The organism is Streptomyces sp. NPDC012794 (assembly GCF_042901085.1).
Classification (GTDB): Bacteria; Actinomycetota; Actinomycetes; order Streptomycetales; family Streptomycetaceae; genus Streptomyces.
Map to the genome: position 1 here is coordinate 22,613 of NZ_JBIBCI010000012.1, position 16,786 is coordinate 39,398.

Sequence of the window (16,786 nt, forward strand, 5' to 3'; positions counted from 1 at the left end):
TGCGTTCATGACACCGGGAGGAAGCCCTCGATGGAGGTCCGCGATGTCCGCCACGCCTACCGCAGCCGCGTGGTGCTACGGGGTGTCGACCTCGACCTGCCCCGGGGAACGCTGGCCGGCATCGTCGGTGAGAACGGTGCGGGCAAGACCACCTTGCTGAAGATCCTCTCCGGTGAACTCCGCCCCGACCACGGCGCGGTCCATCACGGCGGCAGGTTCGGCTACTGCCCCCAGAGGGTCGTCCTCAACGACGCCCTCACCGTCCAACAGCACCTTCACTTCTTCAAGGCCGCCTACGCCCTCCCCGACCTCCGCCGGGCCGAGGAGTGCATGGAAGTGCTCCACTTCCGCGAGTACGCCGATGAACGGGTCAGCGTCCTGAGCGGCGGAACCCGGCAGAAGCTGAACCTGACGCTGGCCCTCATGCACGATCCGCAGGTCCTGCTGCTGGACGAGCCCTATCAGGGCTTCGACTGGGACACCTACCAGCGCTTCTGGGACCTGGCCACACGGCTGCGCGAGAACGGACGCTCCGTCCTCGTCGTATCCCACCTCGCCTACGACACCGAACGCCTCGACGTCCTGTACCGGCTGGACGACGGACTCCTGCACGACCGGGCCAAGGAGCGGGCCTCATGAAACGCCCCACGAGCCGTCACCGGACACTCTTCGCCACCGCCACCCGATACGCGCTGACCGAGCACCTGCGCAACCGGTTCGCCATGGTGCTCGTAGCCCTCTTCATCCCGGTCTGGACCGCGCTCGCATTCCTGTCCGTCCCCAGCACCAAGGTCCGCTTCCAGCTACGGGCGACGGGCGAGACGCTGATGCCCGGCGGCAACCAGCTCACCGAGATCACCGGAGCCCTCAACGCTGTCACCCTGATCATCGGCTTCATGATGTTCGCAACGTCCTTCTCCAGCGGACACTTCGACCGACGGCTCGCCATGGCCGGCTACCCCCGCGCGCACCTCATCCTCGCCAAGATCACTTCCCTCGCTTTGGCCTCCGGCGTGGTCGCCCTGTACGCGACCGCCTTCACCTGCCTGTTCCGCATCCCCGACCAACCCATCCTCTTCGCCACCGCACTGTTCTGCGTGGGACTGACCTACGGAGCGCTGGGCGTGGCCTTCGGCTCCCTGCTGCGCCGCGAGGTCGAGGGCATGTTCGCCATCGTCATGATCAGCGTCATCGACCTCGCCCTGCAGAACCCGCTCTACAGCTCCGGGTCCGACAGCCCCATCGTGCGCTACCTCCCCGCCTACGGGTCCATGCAGGCCAGCACCGGCGCCGCCTTCTCCGACGCCCCGCTCACGCGCTACCTCGCCATCCAGCTCCTGTGGTTCGCCGCGGCAGCCCTGATCGGCCTGCTCGCCTTCCACCGCCGCACCCGCACCACCCTGCCCCCAACCGGGCAACCCCAGCTGGTCCCCCCTCAGCAGTCCCAACCCACACAGCAACCGGAGCGCACCAAACCCTCGGCCTGACACCCGACGGCGTCGGAACGTCGGGCACCGCGTCACCATCAGGAGGGCGACCGGTACGCGCCTGACACGCCCGGGCGAGCACCACACACCGGACGAACGCCTATTCGGCGGGTGATCATTCGTTTCTTCTGTTGCTCGGCCGGCGTTCTTCAAGTGAGCAGTGGTCTGCACCGAGTCAGCCGCTCACCCGCCTCGCTTAGACCGTGTCCTATGTGGTGAGGCGGACGAGTCGCTTGTAGCAGCACAGGGCAGCCGCGAGGCCGAGGAAGGCCAGGTAGTGGTGAGGTTGGCGCTCGTAGCGGTGGTTGAGCCGGCGGTAGCCGGTCAGCCAGGACATGGTCCGCTCGATCACCCACCGGCGCCGCCCGAGCCGCTCGGAGGACTCGATTCCCTTGCGGGCGATATGGACGCCGATCCGCTTGCCGCGGAGCCACTTCCGCAGTTCAGGGACGTCGTAGGCCTTGTCGGCATGTAGACGTTGGGGCTTGAAGTGACGCCCGCGGTGGGGGTCGTGTCTCGTTCGGTTACCGAGCACCATGGGCTTCAGCGCCTGGCTGTCGTGGGTGTTGGCGGCCGAGACGCCGACAACGAGGGGCAGTCCGTTCGCGTCCGACAGGACGTGCATCTTGGAACCCGCCTTGCCCCGGTCCACGGGGCTCGGACCTGTGAGTTCGCCCCGTTTTTCGCGCGGACATGGGCAGAGTCGAGGACCGCTCGGGAGAGGTCGAGGAGGCCCGCGTCGTCGAGCCGGTGCAAGATCTCCTCGTGCAGCCGACCCCAGACTCCGGCCCTCGACCAGATCAGGAACCGGCGATGGGCCGTCGACTTCGATATCCCGAGGCAGGGCGGCAGAGCCCGCCAGGCGCACCCGCTGACCAGGACGTAGATGATTGCGGCGAACAACGTCTCGTCAGGCGTGTCGTGCGTTCCACCGCCCTGCGGCCGCACTCTCGACGGAGGGATCAGCGGCTCCGCGATCTCCCACAACCCGTCCGGCACAATCCAACTCCAAGTACCCTGCCCGATACCGAGGCCAACGATGCCTCACCACATAGGACACGGTCTAAGAGAGGGCGGCATTCACCATCGGCCGACACCGGAGCCAAGGCCGGGGTGTGCTGGGTAGCGGCCATCGGAGCCGTAGCGTTCGGCGAGCAGCCGCTTGCGATGGCGTCTGCGGCGGATGGCGGTGACGAGGATGGTGACGGCGCCGATGCTGAATCCGAGCGTTGGGAGAAAGACGGCCAGTACCAGCCAGCCTGCAAGCGCGACAAGCCCTCCGGGGTCCCCGATGGCGTACCGGGAGATTGCTTGGGACGAGCAGGTGACCTTGTAGTCGCCTGCCCGCGGCACGTCGACGGTGTAGAGCGGCACCCAGGTGCCGGCGTGACGCCGAGCGCAGCGAGCCGGGGCTGCTTGGCGTTCAGCTGCGCCGCTCTCGAATGCCCATGGGGCCCACGATGGTGGCGGTAAAGCCCCAGCCCGTGCCGCCGTTGGACAACCTTTCGACCCGGTGTGTCCGGCCTGGCCGCCTGTGAGGTGCGGATTTCGTGTGAGGTGCGGCTGCAACCGAACGTGCTTCGGCCGCTGCCCGCCGCGTTCCTTTCGGCTGCGGCGGGCGGCGGTTCGTCAGCTCACACCGTGTCCGTGCCGGCCGCTGCCCGCTCCGGCCGACGCGCCTCGCGTGGGGACCCGGCCGCCATGTCACGGGCGAGGTCCCGCCCGCGGGTCTCCCTGGCGAGGGCGACGGTCACTGTGGTGATCACCGCTGCCAGGCAGAGGTACAGGGCCACGGGGGTGGCGGAGTCGTACTCCCTGAGGAGTTCGACCGCGATGATCGGCGCCAGTGCGCCGGCCACGATGGAGGCGAGCTGGGAGCCCATCGACGCGCCGGAGTAGCGGACCTTGGTGTCGAACATCTCGGAGATGAAGGCGGCCTGCGGACCGTACATGGCACCGTGCAGCAGCAGGCCGACGGTCACCGCCAGGGTGATGACGGTGAACGACTTCGAATCGACCAGGGTGAAGAAGGCGAAGGCCCACAGTGCCATGCCGGCCGAGCCGATCAGGGTGACCGGCCTGCGGCCGATGCGGTCGGAGAGCGCGCCCCACAGGGGGATGGTGACGAAGTGGACGGCGGACGCGATCAGTACGGCGTTCAGCGCGGTGCTCTTGGGCAGCCCGAGGTGGGTGGTGACGTAGACGAGGAGGAAGGCGGTCAGCACGTAGTAGGAGATGTTCTCGCCGAATCGGGTGCCGATGGCGGTGAGGACCTCCCTCCAGCTGCGGCGGAACACCTCGACCACCGGCGCCTTCTCCTTGATGCCCCGGGCGGCGTCGGCCTGGGCCTTGGCCTTGGCGGCGAGGAAGACAGGGGATTCGGAGACGGACACGCGGATCCACAGGCCGATCAGGACCAGGACGCCGGAGAGCAGGAACGGGATGCGCCAGCCCCAGGAGGTGAAAGCTTCCTCCGACTGGACAGCGGCGAGCAGCGCGAGGACGCCGGTGGCCAGCAGATTGCCGCCCGGGGCGCCCGCTTGCGGCCACGAGGCCCAGAAGCCGCGCTGCTTGTCGCCTCCGTGCTCGGACACGATGAGCACCGCGCCGCCCCATTCGCCGCCCAGGGCGAAGCCCTGGATCAGGCGGAGCACGGTGAGCAGGATCGGCGCGCCGATGCCGATCGTCTCGTAGGTGGGCAGCAGGCCCATCGCGAAGGTGGCCCCGCCCATCATGAGCAGGCTGATGACGAGCAGCTTCTTACGGCCGATCTTGTCGCCGAAGTGGCCGAAGACCACTCCGCCCAGGGGCCTGGCGGCGAACCCGATCGCGTAGGTGATGAAGGCGATCAGAGTGCCCACGAGCGGATCGGCGGTGGGGAAGAAGAGCGTGTTGAACACCAGCGCGGCGGCGGAGCCGTAGAGGAAGAAGTCGTACCACTCGATGGTGGTGCCGATCAGGCTCGCGCTGACGATGCGGGCGATCCCGGGCGAGCGGCCGGGAGCGGCGGTGGCCGGGGCGTCGGACATGTGTCACCAGTTTCGTGTGCGGGAAATGGCGGGGGGCGGAGTGGGGGGCAGCGGGTCAGTTCGCTCCCCAGCCGCCGTCGAGTGACAGCGAGGTTCCGGTGATGTAGCTGGTGTGCGGTCCGCACAGCCACAGTGCGGCGGCGGCGACCTCCTCGGCCTCCAGGAGCCGCTTGACCGGGGCGCGGGAGAGCATGACGCCGGAAAGGACATCGCCGGCGCTGATGCCGTGCGCCGCCGCCTGGTCCTGGATCTGGCTCTCGACCAGAGGAGTACGTACGTAGCCGGGGTTCACACAGTTGCTGGTCACGCCGTGCGGAGCGCCCTCGATGGCGGTGACCTTGCTCAGGCCCTCCAAGGCGTGCTTGGCCGTGACGTAGGCGGACTTGTACGCGCTGGCGCGCAGTCCGTGGACACTGGAGATGTTGATCACGCGGCCCCACCCGGCGGCGTACATGTGCGGCAGCACGCGTCGGATCAGCAGGAACGGAGCGGTGACCATCACCTGCTGCATGAGCGCGAAGCGCTCCGGCGGAAACTCTGTGAGGGGAGCGACGTGCTGCAGCCCGGCGTTGTTGACGAGGATGTCGATCTGTGCGGGCAGTGTGTCGATGACGTCCGGGTCGGCCAGGTCCGCGGTATGCGCCACCCCTCCGATGGCGGCGGCGACGGTCTTGGCCTTCTCGGCGTCCAGATCGACCACGTGGACGTCCGCGCCGGCGGCGGCGAGGTCGGCGGCGCACGCCATGCCGATGCCGCTGCCGCCGCCGGTCACCAGTGCGGCACGGCCGGACAGGTCCACGCCCCCTGCGGCCGAGAGGGTCGAGGCCACCGGCGCCGACGAGTGCGAGGATGCAAATTCCCTGGTCATGGCCGGAAACAGTAGAGTCACCTTCACTGGCTCTCCTATGGGAACCACCACCACAATGGCCGGCCGGAAGGTGGCGGTCACTCCCACGCCCACGCTTGAAGTGGGGGTTTTGTCCACACCGATCGGTATACCTGGCCCCTCCAGGGCCCGCTGGAGGCGTCGCTCGCGGCGGGCGTGGTGTCTCAGCGATCGAGGGGGCAGGTCGTCAGGAGCGTCGCCGCGTCGGCCGTGGGAGGACGGGCCACGGTTCGGCTGGCCGGTGGCAGCGGGGAGTGGGCGAGCCAGCCCTCCAAGGCGGTGAACGCCGAGCGGTGACACGGGACCAGCGGCCGCAGCCGGTCGGGGAAGGTGTCCACCAGGGAGTCGGTGTGGGTGCCGCCCTCGATGCGGTAGTAGCGGTGCAGTTCGCCGCGGCCGGTCTGGCGCACCATGCGGGCGTACACGTCGGAGTCCTGGGCGATGGGCAACAGCACGTCCAGGGTGCCGTGGACAGTGATCAGGGGTTTGCCGATACGGCCGGTCAGGGCGATCCGCGCGACGGCGCGGTGCACCTCGGCGGGTCGGGAGGCGTAGTCGTAGTCCGCGTCGCAGGCCGGGCTTCCCGGTGCGCAGTACGGGGTGCCGGCTTCCGTCGGGCCGTCGAAGCCAGGGTCGATCTCCTCGCGGTAGATGCGCTGGGTGAGATCCCAGTACACCTTGTGGTGATAGGGCCACAAGAACTCCGACCCGGCCGGATACCCGGCGGCGTGCATGGCCCTTCGCGCCGCTTCGGCGCCGGGCCCGCCGGCCGCGTACGCGGGGTGGTGGCGCAGGGCGGGCGGCAGGAACGTGAGCAGGTTCGGCCCGTCGGCACGCCAGAGCGTGCCCTCCCAGTCCACGCCGCCGTCGTACAGCTCGGGATGGTTCTCCAGCTGCCAGCGCACGAGGTAGCCGGCGTTGGACATCCCGGTGGCCAGGGTGCGGGCGGGCGGGCGGTGGTAGCGCTGGGCGACCACGGCGCGCGCCGCGCGGGTGAGCTGGGTCAGGCGCGTGTTCCACTCGGCAATGGCGTCGCCCGGCCGTTCGCCGTCGCGGTGGAAGGCGAGCCCGGTGTTGCCCTTGTCGGTGGCGGCGTAGGCGTAGCCGCGGGACAGCACCCAGTCGGCGATGGCCCGGTCGTTGGCGTACTGCTCACGGTTGCCTGGGGTGCCCGCCACGACCAGACCGCCGTTCCAGCGGTCGGGCAGGCGGATCACGAACTGCGCGTCGTGGTTCCAGCCATGGTTGGTGTTGGTGGCGGAGGTGTCGGGGAAGTAGCCGTCGATCTGAATTCCGGGCACGCCGCTCGGGGTCGCGAGGTCCTTCGGGGTCAGTCCCGCCCAGTCGGCGGGATCGGTGTGACCGGATTCCAAGGTGCCCGCCGTGGTCAGCTCCTTCAGGCAGCTCGCCCGCTGGTACGCGGCCCCGGGGACCGTGACTCGCGCCGGACCAGTGCAGTGATGGTCACGTACGGGTGCCGCGCTGGACGGCATGGCCGTCGCCGTCGGCGCGAAGGACAGTGAGGCCAGGAACAGGGCGGCGATGGTGGTGCGAAGACGTGGGCACGCTCTCGTGGTGAGGGGCGGGGCCATGGAGTACCTCCGTTTGCGGACAGGCGACGGGCGGAGGCTAGGCGGCGGCGACACCGAGCGGATACGGGTGCGCCCGCCATGATCAGGCGCGGGAGGAAGGTGCTCACCGCCATACAGCGCCCGCACGCCGAGGCTGCAGCCGGAGAGGTAGCTGTCGGGTGCGCATCGGCCGAGCCTCGTTCTACGGCGGAAGAGGCGGCCGGATCTGTGAGCGGCTTCGGAGGCTTGACGGGCGCCGGCGTCCACGAGATCGCCTCGGGGGCCGCGGGCGCGCACCTGACCATGCCGGCACTCGGGCAGCGGGGAGCGAAGCCGCGTAGTGATACTGGGCCAGTGAGCGACATCACGGCCGAGTACAAGGCCAGTACTGTGGAGTTGAAGCGAAGGGTCTACCTCGGTCTGCGCGAGGACAACCTCAACCCGCTGGATGTCGTCGCTCTCGCCCGCGATCTGCTCGACTGGTTCCCCTACACCGATTCCATCCTGACGGTCGTCGAGCGGAAGCCAGCCGACATGTCACCGGCGGAAATGACCGCTCTGGCCCGGCGCATCCTGGACGACGTGGGTTTCGATCCCGGCTTCGACCTCGCCCCCGAGCGTTTGGAGACGTTGCGCGCCGCTACGGCAAGGACCTCTCCGCGACCGGCTTCAAGGGCTACACGCGCATCCAGCGCGTTGATGACCTCGCTCGACGGCTGATCGGCCGCTTCCGCGCCCTGATCACAGCACGACCCTGAAGAGGCGGGCAGTGGACACCATGTTCACTGCCCGCCCCTTCGCGTTCGCCGGTGCCGAGCCGCGGGCCAGGGGAGAGCTGAACGCGTTCAGGAATTCTGCTGAACATGTTCAATTTTGCGGGTACGCTTCCTTACATGAGCGAGAGAAGCGCCCTTCAGCGGCGGATCCGTGCCTGGCTGATCCTGTTCCTCATCTGCCTGGTGTTGAGCGGTCTCACAGCCTTCCCCCTGGTCAGCGAGCTTCGCTGGGCCAACACACTGGTGGACAACGAGTGGCTCCGGCGGGTCGGCGACGGACTGGAGCGGGCCGATGCCGACTACCCCTTCCTCCTCTACGGGACCGACTGGCTCGCCTTCGCCCACCTCGTCATCGCCGTCTTCTTCTACGGCGTCCACCGCGACCCGGTACGCAACATCTGGATCGTCGAAGCCGGCATGATCGCCTGCGCCGGCATCATCCCGCTGGCCCTCGTCTGTGGCCCGATCCGCGGGATCCCGTTCGGGTGGAGCGTGATCGACATGTCGTTCGGCGTCTTCGGCGTGATTCCGCTTCTGGCGCTCCACCGCATGATCAAGCGCCTTGAGGCGATGCCCGCCTAGTGATCTGGTTCGGGAAAACCTGTCGCAGTAGCGGCAGAAGCGGTCGAGGATCTGGTCGGCGGTCCTGGTCCACTTGAATGGCCGGGCATCGTCGTTCCAGACCTTGATCCATTCTTCGAGTGCGGTCTTGAGGTCATGGGACGCCTCACGTGGCGACCCATGACCTCAAAACCAGATCACTAGGTGGACCGGGCGTCCTGACGTTGTCCGTTCGCCCCCAATTTGGTCTTGCTCCGCACCCGCCGGCGCCGGCCTGGCGGGCGTCCTGCCGGCGGATGGGGCGACGTCACGCAGGGACGCCGAGCGGCGGGTGCTCGAGTACACGGGGCTTGTACTCGACCAGCTGGATGCGGCCGTCGAAGGTGCGGTGGTCGATCATCTCGAGGGCAACGTCCGGATAGCCGTCGTAGATGCGTTCTTCGCCCGTGGCCCCGGTGATCACCGGGAACATCACGACCCGGAAGCGGTCGACGAGTCCGGCTCGTAGCAGGGACCGGCACAGGCTGAGGCTGCCGATTGTGCTGAGGAGCCCCGAGCCACTGGACTTCATGGCGCGGACCGCCTCGACGGCGTCGTCGCGGACGAGCGTGGAGTTGGCCCACGACAGTGGCTCCTCGAGTGAGGAGGAGAACACCACCTTGGGCGCTTGCGTGAGCTCGTCGACGGACGCCTCTTCTTGGGGCCTGAACTCGTCTTGGCCATTCGGGACCTCGCCTGCAGCAAAGCCCGACATAAGGCGGTAGGTGTTCGCTCCCATCAGGTAGGTGGCCTGGGGCTGATCCCCGAGCCATGCGAGGTACTCCGGGCCTTCGAGGCCCCAGAAGCCGGGCCATCCTTCTCCCGATGCGTAGCCGTCGAGGGAGGTGATGAAGTCGACGAGAAGCTCCGACATGGCAGTGTCCTTTCCTGGGGGTCTCACGAGCTTGGACCGGCCGGGGGCCACAAACTCATCGGCCGCGCTGCGGAGTAACGAGACAACCCATGACGCTGCAGCCGATCAGATTGGCGGAGCGCCACCCGCGAATGGCCCGGGCCACCTGTCACGCTCAGCCGGGCCCAGTACAACGCTCGGGCGTCAACTGAAACGCTGAGTCACAATACGTAGGGCGGCGACCCCCAGGACATCGAGCCGCAAGCCGCGGCGGCCGCGCTCGCCGCCCACCGGGTGACCGAGACCGACCACGAGCGTTGAGCCGGTGACGGTCACCAGCCCCCCTCGGGCTGCACCCCATGCTGCTGCCGGACCGGAAGACCGCACACCAGCGGTTTCACCTGCACTTCACGCCGACCAGTGCGTCGTGGCTGAACCTGGTGGAGCGGTGGTTCGCTGGGCTCACGCAGAAGAAACTCAAGCGCGGCGCCCTCCGCTCCGTCCAGGCCCTCGAACGCGACATCCGGGCCTGGCTGACCGACTGGAACGACCAGCCCAGGCCCTTCGTATGGACGAAGCAGCCGACGAGATCCTCGACAAAGTCGCCGCCTCCTGCCACCGAATCTCTGACTCAGGTCACAAGGAGCAGGCGTGGACATCACCGGCGTGCGCGGGGTGGAGGCGATCTGCTTCGCGGACACCCGCGGCCCGCAGGTCGAGATCGTCCAGAACATCGGCCGAGCCCTGCGGCTTACTGATCGTTTCAGAATGAGTTGAGCTGTGGGTCTTGCGCTCGGCGATCTTGGTCGGCAGGGTGTCCGGGTGCGTGCTGATCTTGTTCCGGACGACCTATGGGAGCGGGTGGCTCCGCTGCTGCCACCCGCTCCCGAACCGCGCTACCGCCATCCCGGGGGCTCCGCGTCCCGGACAGGGCGGCCCTCGCGGGCATCATGTACGTGCTGCGAACCGGTGCTGCCTGGCGCGACGTGCCCACCGAGACCGTGGGCTGCTCCGGCGTCACGGCCTGGCGCCGGCTGCGGGACTGGACCGAGGCCGGCGTCTGGCCGCGGCTGCACTCCGCCCTGCTGACCGAACTGCGCCGCGCAGACCTGCTGGACCTGGACGACTGCGCCGTGGACGGCTCACACGTCCGGGCCCTCAAAGGGGGGATCATGTCGGCCCCTCGCCCGTTGACCGCGCCCGCCCCGGCTCCAAACACCATGTGATCGTGGACCGTTGCGGCACCCCGCTCGCCGTGACACTCACCGGAGGCAACCGCCACGACGTTACCCAACTACTGCCCCTGCTGGACGCGATACCGCCGATCCGCGGACCGCGAGTGCGCCCGCGGCGCAGGCCCCGACGGCTGTTCGCCGACCGCGGCTACGACTTCGACAAGTACCGCCACCTGCTGTGGAAGCGGGGCATCAAGCCGATGATCGCCCGACGCGGCGTCACCCACGGTTCCGGACTCGGCAAGGTGCGCTGGGTCGTAGAGCGCGCCTTCGCCTGGCTCCACCAGTTCAAGCGCCTCCGTACCCGCTATGAGCGACGCGCCGACCTCCACCAGGGACTACTCGACCTCGCCTGCAGCATCATCTGCCTCCGGCGCCTTCGAAAGTCATTCGAAAACGATCAGTTAATGGTCGAGCCTGGAAGTCCTTCGGGGGTTGACATTGGAGTCTGCTAGGCGCCGACGCTCAGCGAGCGCAAGCCCGCCTCGCAGTGACACCACGACGACGTTGGCCTGTCACCTGGAGTTGTGGCCTGTCCGGATGGAGCGGCCGAGGAGGGGGGCCCAGGCCGCTTCGCCAATCAGATCAGGCTGCGGCGCTCGGGCGATCGCCCCCCTCGTGTGGGTGTCAGCAGCCGCTGGCCCTGACCTCGACGTCGGGTACGGTTCCGTTCCCTCGTGAGTACCCGCCAGGCTGGATCTCCTTCGTCTCGAGGTTGGTGACCTTCACCGTGTAGAATGAGCGGCCGTCGCAGGCGTAGTCATACGCCGCCGCTGTGTGCCCGCTATGGATCGGGTCGGTTCCGTACATGACGGAGCCGCTCTGGAGCTCGATGGGGGTGAAGACCATGTTCTTGGCGCTCAACCGCGAAAGTGTGTACTTCCCCGTGACCCGGCAGCGGACCTTGCTGTAGAGCGCCAAGGACTTGTACTGGCAGTCCGTGTCGATCTTGATGACGGGCCGGCCCTCATGGCTAGTGAGGCAGACAGTCACCTTGGACCACCACCCGGGTGTCCCGTATGCCTCCTGGGAAGCACACGCCTCTGGAGGGGCGGCGGCAGACGCAGGAGAGACGCCCATGGTGGTCGTGAGGAGGGCACCCGCCGCTAGGGAAAGCAGGAAGCGGCGCAAGCGCCTCGAAGAAAATCGCTTCATGCGGCGTCTAACGATCGGTGATGACTAGCGAAACGGCCTCTTGGTCTCTACGAGCTCGATGCTGGCCCCCCGGGTCCGGCCCGGACGACGCCTGCCAGTCACCGGTCGAGACCGGAGTGCCGCTGTCGCGCTGGTCGTGCCCGGACCTGGCTCGCGAGGTCATGGCGCGGGGCATCGCCGCGTTCGTGTCGGCCTCCACCGTGCGCCGCTGGCTCGACCATAGGACACGATCAATCCCTGGCAGCGCACCCGCTGACCTCCACCTCGGCCTGCTCCAACTCGCCTGCAGCATCGTCTGGCTGAGGCGACTCCGAACCTCATTCTGGAATGATCAGTTAACCGCAACGGCTCCACGAAGGTCGCCCGGATCATCGTGCCGTGTTCCTAGAGCCGGGTGAGGATCCGACCGGCATGGTCGCCTCCGCCAGCTACAAGCCGCTTGTAGCGGTCCTGCGGGGCCTGCGCAGCCACGCCGAGCGCCTTGTCGAGCAGCTCGCCTCACGGGCCCTCACCAGCGGGAAGCGCCGGGTCCACATCCGGTGCGAAGAGGACGGGCAGATCGTCGGGGCCGACGGCGAGGACGAGGAGCAGGGCGCCACCGACGCCGCCGCGGAGTCTGTGCTACTGCTCTTCTCCAGCCCCCGCGACGCGGCCACCATCGCCGCATTCCTGCGCACCCCGCGTCTACCGGCCCGACAGCCTGATGTGGCTCACTCCTTCCCGACTCTCCTGGGATGCAGAGATTACCGACAAGCTTCTAAACGATCTGTTTGGGTGAATGTTGCGCGAATAATCTCACTGCCACCCGAACGAGGCAGTACCGGGATTCTCGGCCCGCTGGAAAGACAAGCGGCGGTCCACGGAGGTTCAGCGCCTGCCCGCCGACGATCTCCCTCCCAACTCATCTCAGCGATGCCAGGTCAGAAGTCGTTCTCTGTCGATCACGGTGGCCGTGAGTTCGAATGTGACTGCTCGGCTGGGTGATCTTTCCACCATCTGGGTATCAAGCCAAGGATGACCGGCGAGCGGGGGGACTTCGAATGGGGGCAGCGGACGAGCAGGACCTTGAGGACGGGGAAGGCTGGCTAACGAAGGCCGAAGTCCGTGACATCTGGCCGCAGATCAGGCCGAGCAGCATCAGGGCGGTGGCGCGGGCCAACAGCGTACGTACCTCGGGTGCGCCCTCACCGGACCTGACCCGCGAGCCGACCTACCACGCGGCCGACGTACGCCACGTGGCAGCGCGGATCGCCCGGGGTGAGGCCGATGTCGCGCCCTGGCAGCGCGCCGACTCCGACGCTGCTCGCGACGACGCAACACCCAGCCCACCGGTTCGGCAGCCCGTCAGTTGGGGGCCCGACACCGTGTCGGGGCTGATCCTGCTGGCACTCATCGTGGGGCTGATCCTTTGGGGCCTGACCTCTCCCGACAACCACGGCACGGTAACGAACTTCGTGCGCTGAGTGCGCTTAGTGGCAGTTGCTCTATCGATCTTGGTAACCATGAGTCCGGAACGACGCCCCCGCGGCAGTGGACTGGCTGTGGCAGGCATACCTGCGGCGCTTCGACATCGAGCACACCTTCCGCCTGTTCAAACAGCCCCTGGGCTGGACCTGCCCGAAGATCCGTTCACCCGAGGCGGCGGACCGCTGGACCTGGCGCCTCGCCGCTTCCGCCCAACCCCGCCCTGCTCGCCCGCAGGCCGCCGACATCCGGCGGCCCTGCGACGGATGCCGTGCCGGCGGCACACCTCGGCGACGGCGGCGCACTGTACTGGGCGCCCCTGTCGGTGTGGAAAAACGACGCTGTGGACCCGGCCGCCCCATGCCCTGGCACGGGGACCGGCAGCTCCGCGAGGAGCTCGTCGCCGGTGAGCTCGTGAACGGCGGTCTTGATGACCATTACCCCGCAGGGCGTCGGCCAGGAGGTGGCGGGCGTCGCGGTCGACGCTGTAGGTGCTGATGAGCGGGCCGCCGTAGAAGTCGTCCCAGTCGGAGGTGTACTTGGCGCGGCCGTCGAGGACGACGGCCATCTCGGGGTCGGCCTGCCAGGCGGCCAGGACCGCACGGGCGCGCTGGCGACATCGGCGGGCGCCAGGAGGGTCCTGGTGGTCACCGGGTTTCCCTTCGTCGAGGTGGTGCTCGGGCGGGGTGGTGCTGCAATGCTGACTAAGGGCCTGTTGCAAGAGTGGATGTTCGTTGATGGTCACTCTTGTGGGGCGTGGGGATCTGACGAACGGCCAGTGGGCCGGCTTGAGCCCTTGCTGCCACGGGGCATCAAGCCGGGTCGTCCGCAGGTGTGGGCGCGGCGGCAGTTGATAGACGGCATACGGTGGCGGACCCGGACTGGCGCCCCGTGGTGGGAGGTGCCCGACGGGACCTGGGCCAGGATTCTTACGCAGCTCCAGGCCGAGGCGGGCGGAACCGCCCGGTGGTGTCTTCGTCGAGCCGGCCGACCACGGCCTCGGGCGGTCCCGCGGCGGGCTGACCAGCAAGATCCACCTCGTCGTCGAGCAGGGGCAGAAGCCGCTGTCGGTGGTGATCACGGCAGGGCAGCGGGGCAACTCCTCGCGGTTCGAGCCGGTCCTGGAAGCGCCGCCTGGCACGCGGATCGCGCGGCGGACGGCCGCCGACGTTCGACCAGGGCGACTACGAGCAGCGGCACGCGGTCGAGAGCGGGATCAACCGCCTCAAGCGCCACCGGGCCGTCGCCACGAAATACGGCAAACTCGCCGCCCGCCACGAAGCGACCGTGCTGATCGCAGCAATCAACGAATGACTGTGACCAGCACTTTCACAACAGGCCCTGGACGCCGGACAGCCAGGCTCTCCGCAGCCCAGCCCCGGCAACCACAGACGCACTTCCACGCCCACCACCAGCCAAACGACCTGAATACCCCCAGGTCGGAAAGCCAGACCGCGCATTACACCAATGGCCCGTCATAGCCGTGGCCGAAACCACGGGGGCCTCGTGGCGACAGTGTTGCACGGATGTGAAGTGGTCACCGCTGAGCGGACGAGAATCTGTCAAGTACGGGGACGATGTCGTGATTTATAGCCGGTTAAGGTACGCGATGAGGTGTGGATTAAGAGCGGAGTGATCTATTCCGTGAGAGTGCTTTGAGTCATTCACTGGCGACAAACCTGCTGGTACGGCCCGGATTGCGAACCGTAGCTTGGCGCACTGTTCCCCCTGCGGAACCCGACCAAGGGATGCGGAGTAGAGCAATGGCTGGGAAAACCCTGCGGCAGATGAAGAACCTTTCCCTCGGACGTTCGGACGCCGACGCGCTGGCCGACCGGATCAACGCGACGGACAAGACCTTCCCGCAGGCCGGTGAGACACTGCACGGCCTGTTCCTCGCCCAGGTGGCCAGGAACCCCGACCGCATCGCCGTCGCCCATGGTGACGGGGAGATCGACTACGCCGGACTGGCCTTACGCGCCACCGTCCTCGCCGCCGGTCTCCGTGCGCGCGGGCTGGAGCCCGGCGAGCCGGTCGCCATCGCCATGGAGAAGAGCTGGCGCCAGGTCGTCGCCGTCCTCGCAGTCCTCCAGGCCGGGGGTGTCTTCGTGCCCGTCGACCCCTCGGTGCCCGCCGACCGGCTGCGGCACATCCTCGGCCACGCCACCGCACGCTTCGCACTGACCCGGCCCGGGCTGGAGCACGCCGGGCAGGGCCTGGCCTGGCCCGAGGACGTACAGGTGCTGACCGTCGACGACGTGGCCCCGGAGCCCGGGGACCTGTCCGCCACCGAGGCCGCCGTGACCCGGCAGCCGGACGACCTCGCCTACGTCATCTACACCTCGGGCTCCACCGGCCAGCCCAAGGGTGTGATGATCAGCCACCGCGGCGCCGTCAACACCGTCCTCGACATCAACGACCGGTTCGGGATCGGCCCGCAGGACCGCGTCCTGGCGATCTCCTCCCTCAGCTTCGACCTCGCCGTCTACGACATCTTCGGTGCCCTCGCGGCCGGCGCGACCGTCGTGATGCCCGAGCACACCCCCGTGCCCGACCCGGACCACTGGGCCCGGGTCGTCCGCGACCGGCACGTGACCGTCTGGAACTCCGTGCCCGCCCTGATGGAACTGGTCACCGCCGCGGCGGCACCGGGCGACCTGGCCTCCCTGCGCCTGGTCATGCTCAGCGGGGACTGGATCCGGGTGGGCCTGCCCGCCGACCTCGCCGAAACCTGCCCGAAGGCCCGGGTCATCAGCCTCGGCGGCGCCACCGAGGCATCGATCTGGTCGATCCTGCACCCGATCGAGCAGGTCGACACCTCTCGCCCGAGCATCCCCTACGGCCGCCCCATGGCCAACCAGCGCTTCCACGTGCTCGACGCGGCCATGGAACGCTGCCCCATCGGTGTCGCGGGCAGCCTGTGGATCGCCGGCACCGGCGTGGCCCTCGGCTACTGGCGCGACGAGGAACGCACCGCCCACAGCTTCGTGGTCCACCCCCGCACCGGCGAACGCCTCTACCGCACCGGCGACCGGGGCCGTCTCCTGCCCGACGGCGACATCGAGTTCCTCGGCCGCGACGACTTCCAGGTCAAGGTCCAGGGCTTCCGCGTCGAGCTCGGCGAGATCGAGGCCGTACTGCGCCGGTTCCCCGGCGTCGAGGACGCCGTGGCCGTGGCGGACAAGGACGCCACCGGCGCCGCCCGCCTTGTCGCCTTCGTACGCACCGACGGCGAGCCGGACCTCGGCGCCCTGCGCACCTTCGCGGCCGGCCGGCTGCCCGCCTACATGCTGCCCGCGGACCTCGTCCGGCTGCAGTCCTGGCCGCTCACCGCCAACGGCAAGGTGGACCGGATGGCCCTGCCGGTACCCCGGCCGGCCGGCCGGACCGAGGACTCCCCGGAACCCGAGGGCGCCCTCCAGCTGCTCCTGACCGAACTGTGGGCGGAAATCCTGGAGACCGACGCGGTCGGGGTGCGGGACGACTTCTTCCAGCTGGGCGGGCACTCGCTGCGGGCCACCCGCCTCGTCACCGCCTTCAACAGCCTCTTCGGCACCGAGGTCCCGGTGCGCGCCGTCTTCGAGGCGAGCACCGTGGAGGCGTTCTGTGTGTGGCTGGAGCAGGCGCCGGACATCGACCGGGCCCGCCTGGAACTGGAGGCGGAAGCCGTACTGGCCGGAGAGCCCGATGCCGATGCCGCTGTCGACGGCGCGAACGCGTGAGCCGCCCG

At 68.5% G+C, this 16,786-nt stretch carries 14 protein-coding genes and 5 pseudogenes; 12 read left to right on the forward strand and 7 right to left on the reverse strand.

What is annotated here, in order from left to right:
- Positions 1-30 precede the first annotated feature (30 nt).
- Entirely contained in the window at positions 31-639 is a 609-nt protein-coding gene (locus tag ACFY7H_RS22100; RefSeq protein WP_388940418.1) for an ABC transporter ATP-binding protein, read from the forward strand.
- Entirely contained in the window at positions 636-1,487 is an 852-nt protein-coding gene (locus tag ACFY7H_RS22105) for an ABC transporter permease (RefSeq protein ID WP_388940419.1), read from the forward strand. Before ACFY7H_RS22100 ends, ACFY7H_RS22105 begins: the two co-directional genes overlap by 4 nt.
- 208 nt (positions 1,488-1,695) lie before the next feature.
- Here the strand turns inward: ACFY7H_RS22105 and ACFY7H_RS22110 are convergent.
- The 5 genes from ACFY7H_RS22110 to ACFY7H_RS22130 form a co-directional block, all read right to left on the reverse strand.
- Positions 1,696-2,513 (reverse strand): IS5 family transposase gene (locus ACFY7H_RS22110; protein ID WP_388940720.1). Its coding sequence is split into 2 segments (ribosomal slippage): positions 1,696-2,165 and positions 2,165-2,513, totalling 819 coding nucleotides; the frame shifts between segments, so codons are not numbered across the junction.
- A 54-nt stretch (positions 2,514-2,567) separates the two neighbouring features.
- Positions 2,568-2,861 carry a hypothetical protein gene (locus ACFY7H_RS22115; RefSeq protein ID WP_388940421.1) on the reverse strand — a complete coding sequence of 98 codons (294 nt, stop codon included), beginning with the start codon at positions 2,859-2,861 and terminating at the stop codon, positions 2,568-2,570.
- A gap of 260 nt (positions 2,862-3,121) precedes the next feature.
- Positions 3,122-4,516, reverse strand: a complete 1,395-nt coding sequence (locus ACFY7H_RS22120) for an MFS transporter (protein ID WP_388940423.1) — start codon at positions 4,514-4,516, stop codon at positions 3,122-3,124.
- A 55-nt stretch (positions 4,517-4,571) separates the two neighbouring features.
- Entirely contained in the window at positions 4,572-5,315 is a 744-nt protein-coding gene (locus tag ACFY7H_RS22125; protein WP_388940723.1) for a 3-hydroxybutyrate dehydrogenase, read from the reverse strand.
- Between the two features lie 251 nt (positions 5,316-5,566).
- Positions 5,567-6,994, reverse strand: a complete 1,428-nt coding sequence (locus ACFY7H_RS22130) for a 3-hydroxybutyrate oligomer hydrolase family protein (protein ID WP_388940424.1) — start codon at positions 6,992-6,994, stop codon at positions 5,567-5,569.
- Between the two features lie 333 nt (positions 6,995-7,327).
- Between ACFY7H_RS22130 and ACFY7H_RS22135 the strand changes: the two genes are divergently transcribed.
- Complete coding sequence (locus ACFY7H_RS22135) at positions 7,328-7,693, forward strand: hypothetical protein (RefSeq protein ID WP_388940426.1); 366 nt, start codon at positions 7,328-7,330, stop codon at positions 7,691-7,693.
- A gap of 173 nt (positions 7,694-7,866) precedes the next feature.
- On the forward strand, positions 7,867-8,331 hold the full coding sequence (locus tag ACFY7H_RS22140) for a hypothetical protein (protein ID WP_388940428.1): 465 nt from the start codon (positions 7,867-7,869) through the stop codon (positions 8,329-8,331).
- Positions 8,332-8,617: 286 nt separating this feature from the next.
- On the opposite strand, the gene ACFY7H_RS22145 is transcribed toward ACFY7H_RS22140, so the two are convergent.
- Complete coding sequence (locus ACFY7H_RS22145; protein ID WP_388940429.1) at positions 8,618-9,223, reverse strand: dihydrofolate reductase family protein; 606 nt, start codon at positions 9,221-9,223, stop codon at positions 8,618-8,620.
- Between the two features lie 359 nt (positions 9,224-9,582).
- Between ACFY7H_RS22145 and ACFY7H_RS22150 the strand changes: the two are divergent.
- The 3 genes and pseudogenes from ACFY7H_RS22150 to ACFY7H_RS22160 form a co-directional block, all read left to right on the forward strand.
- Positions 9,583-9,842, forward strand: a pseudogene (locus ACFY7H_RS22150) (IS630 family transposase); the annotation flags it as partial.
- Between the two features lie 11 nt (positions 9,843-9,853).
- Positions 9,854-9,979, forward strand: coding sequence for a hypothetical protein (locus tag ACFY7H_RS22155; RefSeq protein ID WP_388940742.1), 126 nt, complete (start codon positions 9,854-9,856; stop codon positions 9,977-9,979).
- Positions 9,980-10,024: 45 nt separating this feature from the next.
- Positions 10,025-10,892, forward strand: a pseudogene (locus tag ACFY7H_RS22160) (IS5 family transposase).
- Between the two features lie 172 nt (positions 10,893-11,064).
- On the opposite strand, the gene ACFY7H_RS22165 reads toward ACFY7H_RS22160, so the two are convergent.
- Positions 11,065-11,568 (reverse strand): hypothetical protein, encoded by a 504-nt coding sequence (locus tag ACFY7H_RS22165; RefSeq protein WP_388940431.1) that lies wholly within the window; start codon positions 11,566-11,568, stop codon positions 11,065-11,067.
- Positions 11,569-11,926: 358 nt separating this feature from the next.
- On the opposite strand from ACFY7H_RS22165, the pseudogene ACFY7H_RS22170 reads away from it, so the two are divergent.
- The 5 genes and pseudogenes from ACFY7H_RS22170 to ACFY7H_RS22190 all read left to right on the forward strand — a co-directional run.
- A pseudogene (locus ACFY7H_RS22170) lies at positions 11,927-12,304 on the forward strand (helicase); the annotation flags it as partial.
- Positions 12,305-12,632: 328 nt separating this feature from the next.
- A complete protein-coding gene (locus ACFY7H_RS22175; RefSeq protein WP_388940433.1) occupies positions 12,633-13,055 on the forward strand; it encodes a hypothetical protein in 423 nt (140 codons plus the stop codon).
- A 61-nt stretch (positions 13,056-13,116) separates the two neighbouring features.
- Positions 13,117-13,416 (forward strand): annotated as a pseudogene (locus tag ACFY7H_RS22180) (transposase); the annotation flags it as partial.
- Positions 13,417-13,805: 389 nt separating this feature from the next.
- A pseudogene (locus ACFY7H_RS22185) lies at positions 13,806-14,370 on the forward strand (transposase).
- Between the two features lie 473 nt (positions 14,371-14,843).
- A complete protein-coding gene (locus ACFY7H_RS22190; protein ID WP_388940435.1) occupies positions 14,844-16,778 on the forward strand; it encodes an amino acid adenylation domain-containing protein in 1,935 nt (644 codons plus the stop codon).
- Positions 16,779-16,786 lie beyond the last annotated feature (8 nt).

Coding starts and splice junctions, on each gene's coding strand:
- ACFY7H_RS22100 (WP_388940418.1), top strand. CDS start 31: ATGGAGGTCCGCGATGTCCGCCACGCCTACCGCAGCCGCGTGGTGCTA.
- ACFY7H_RS22105 (WP_388940419.1), top strand. CDS start 636: ATGAAACGCCCCACGAGCCGTCACCGGACACTCTTCGCCACCGCCACC.
- ACFY7H_RS22120 (WP_388940423.1), bottom strand. CDS start 4,516: ATGTCCGACGCCCCGGCCACCGCCGCTCCCGGCCGCTCGCCCGGGATC.
- ACFY7H_RS22130 (WP_388940424.1), bottom strand. CDS start 6,994: ATGGCCCCGCCCCTCACCACGAGAGCGTGCCCACGTCTTCGCACCACC.
- ACFY7H_RS22140 (WP_388940428.1), top strand. CDS start 7,867: ATGAGCGAGAGAAGCGCCCTTCAGCGGCGGATCCGTGCCTGGCTGATC.
- ACFY7H_RS22145 (WP_388940429.1), bottom strand. CDS start 9,223: ATGTCGGAGCTTCTCGTCGACTTCATCACCTCCCTCGACGGCTACGCA.
- ACFY7H_RS22175 (WP_388940433.1), top strand. CDS start 12,633: ATGGGGGCAGCGGACGAGCAGGACCTTGAGGACGGGGAAGGCTGGCTA.
- ACFY7H_RS22190 (WP_388940435.1), top strand. CDS start 14,844: ATGAAGAACCTTTCCCTCGGACGTTCGGACGCCGACGCGCTGGCCGAC.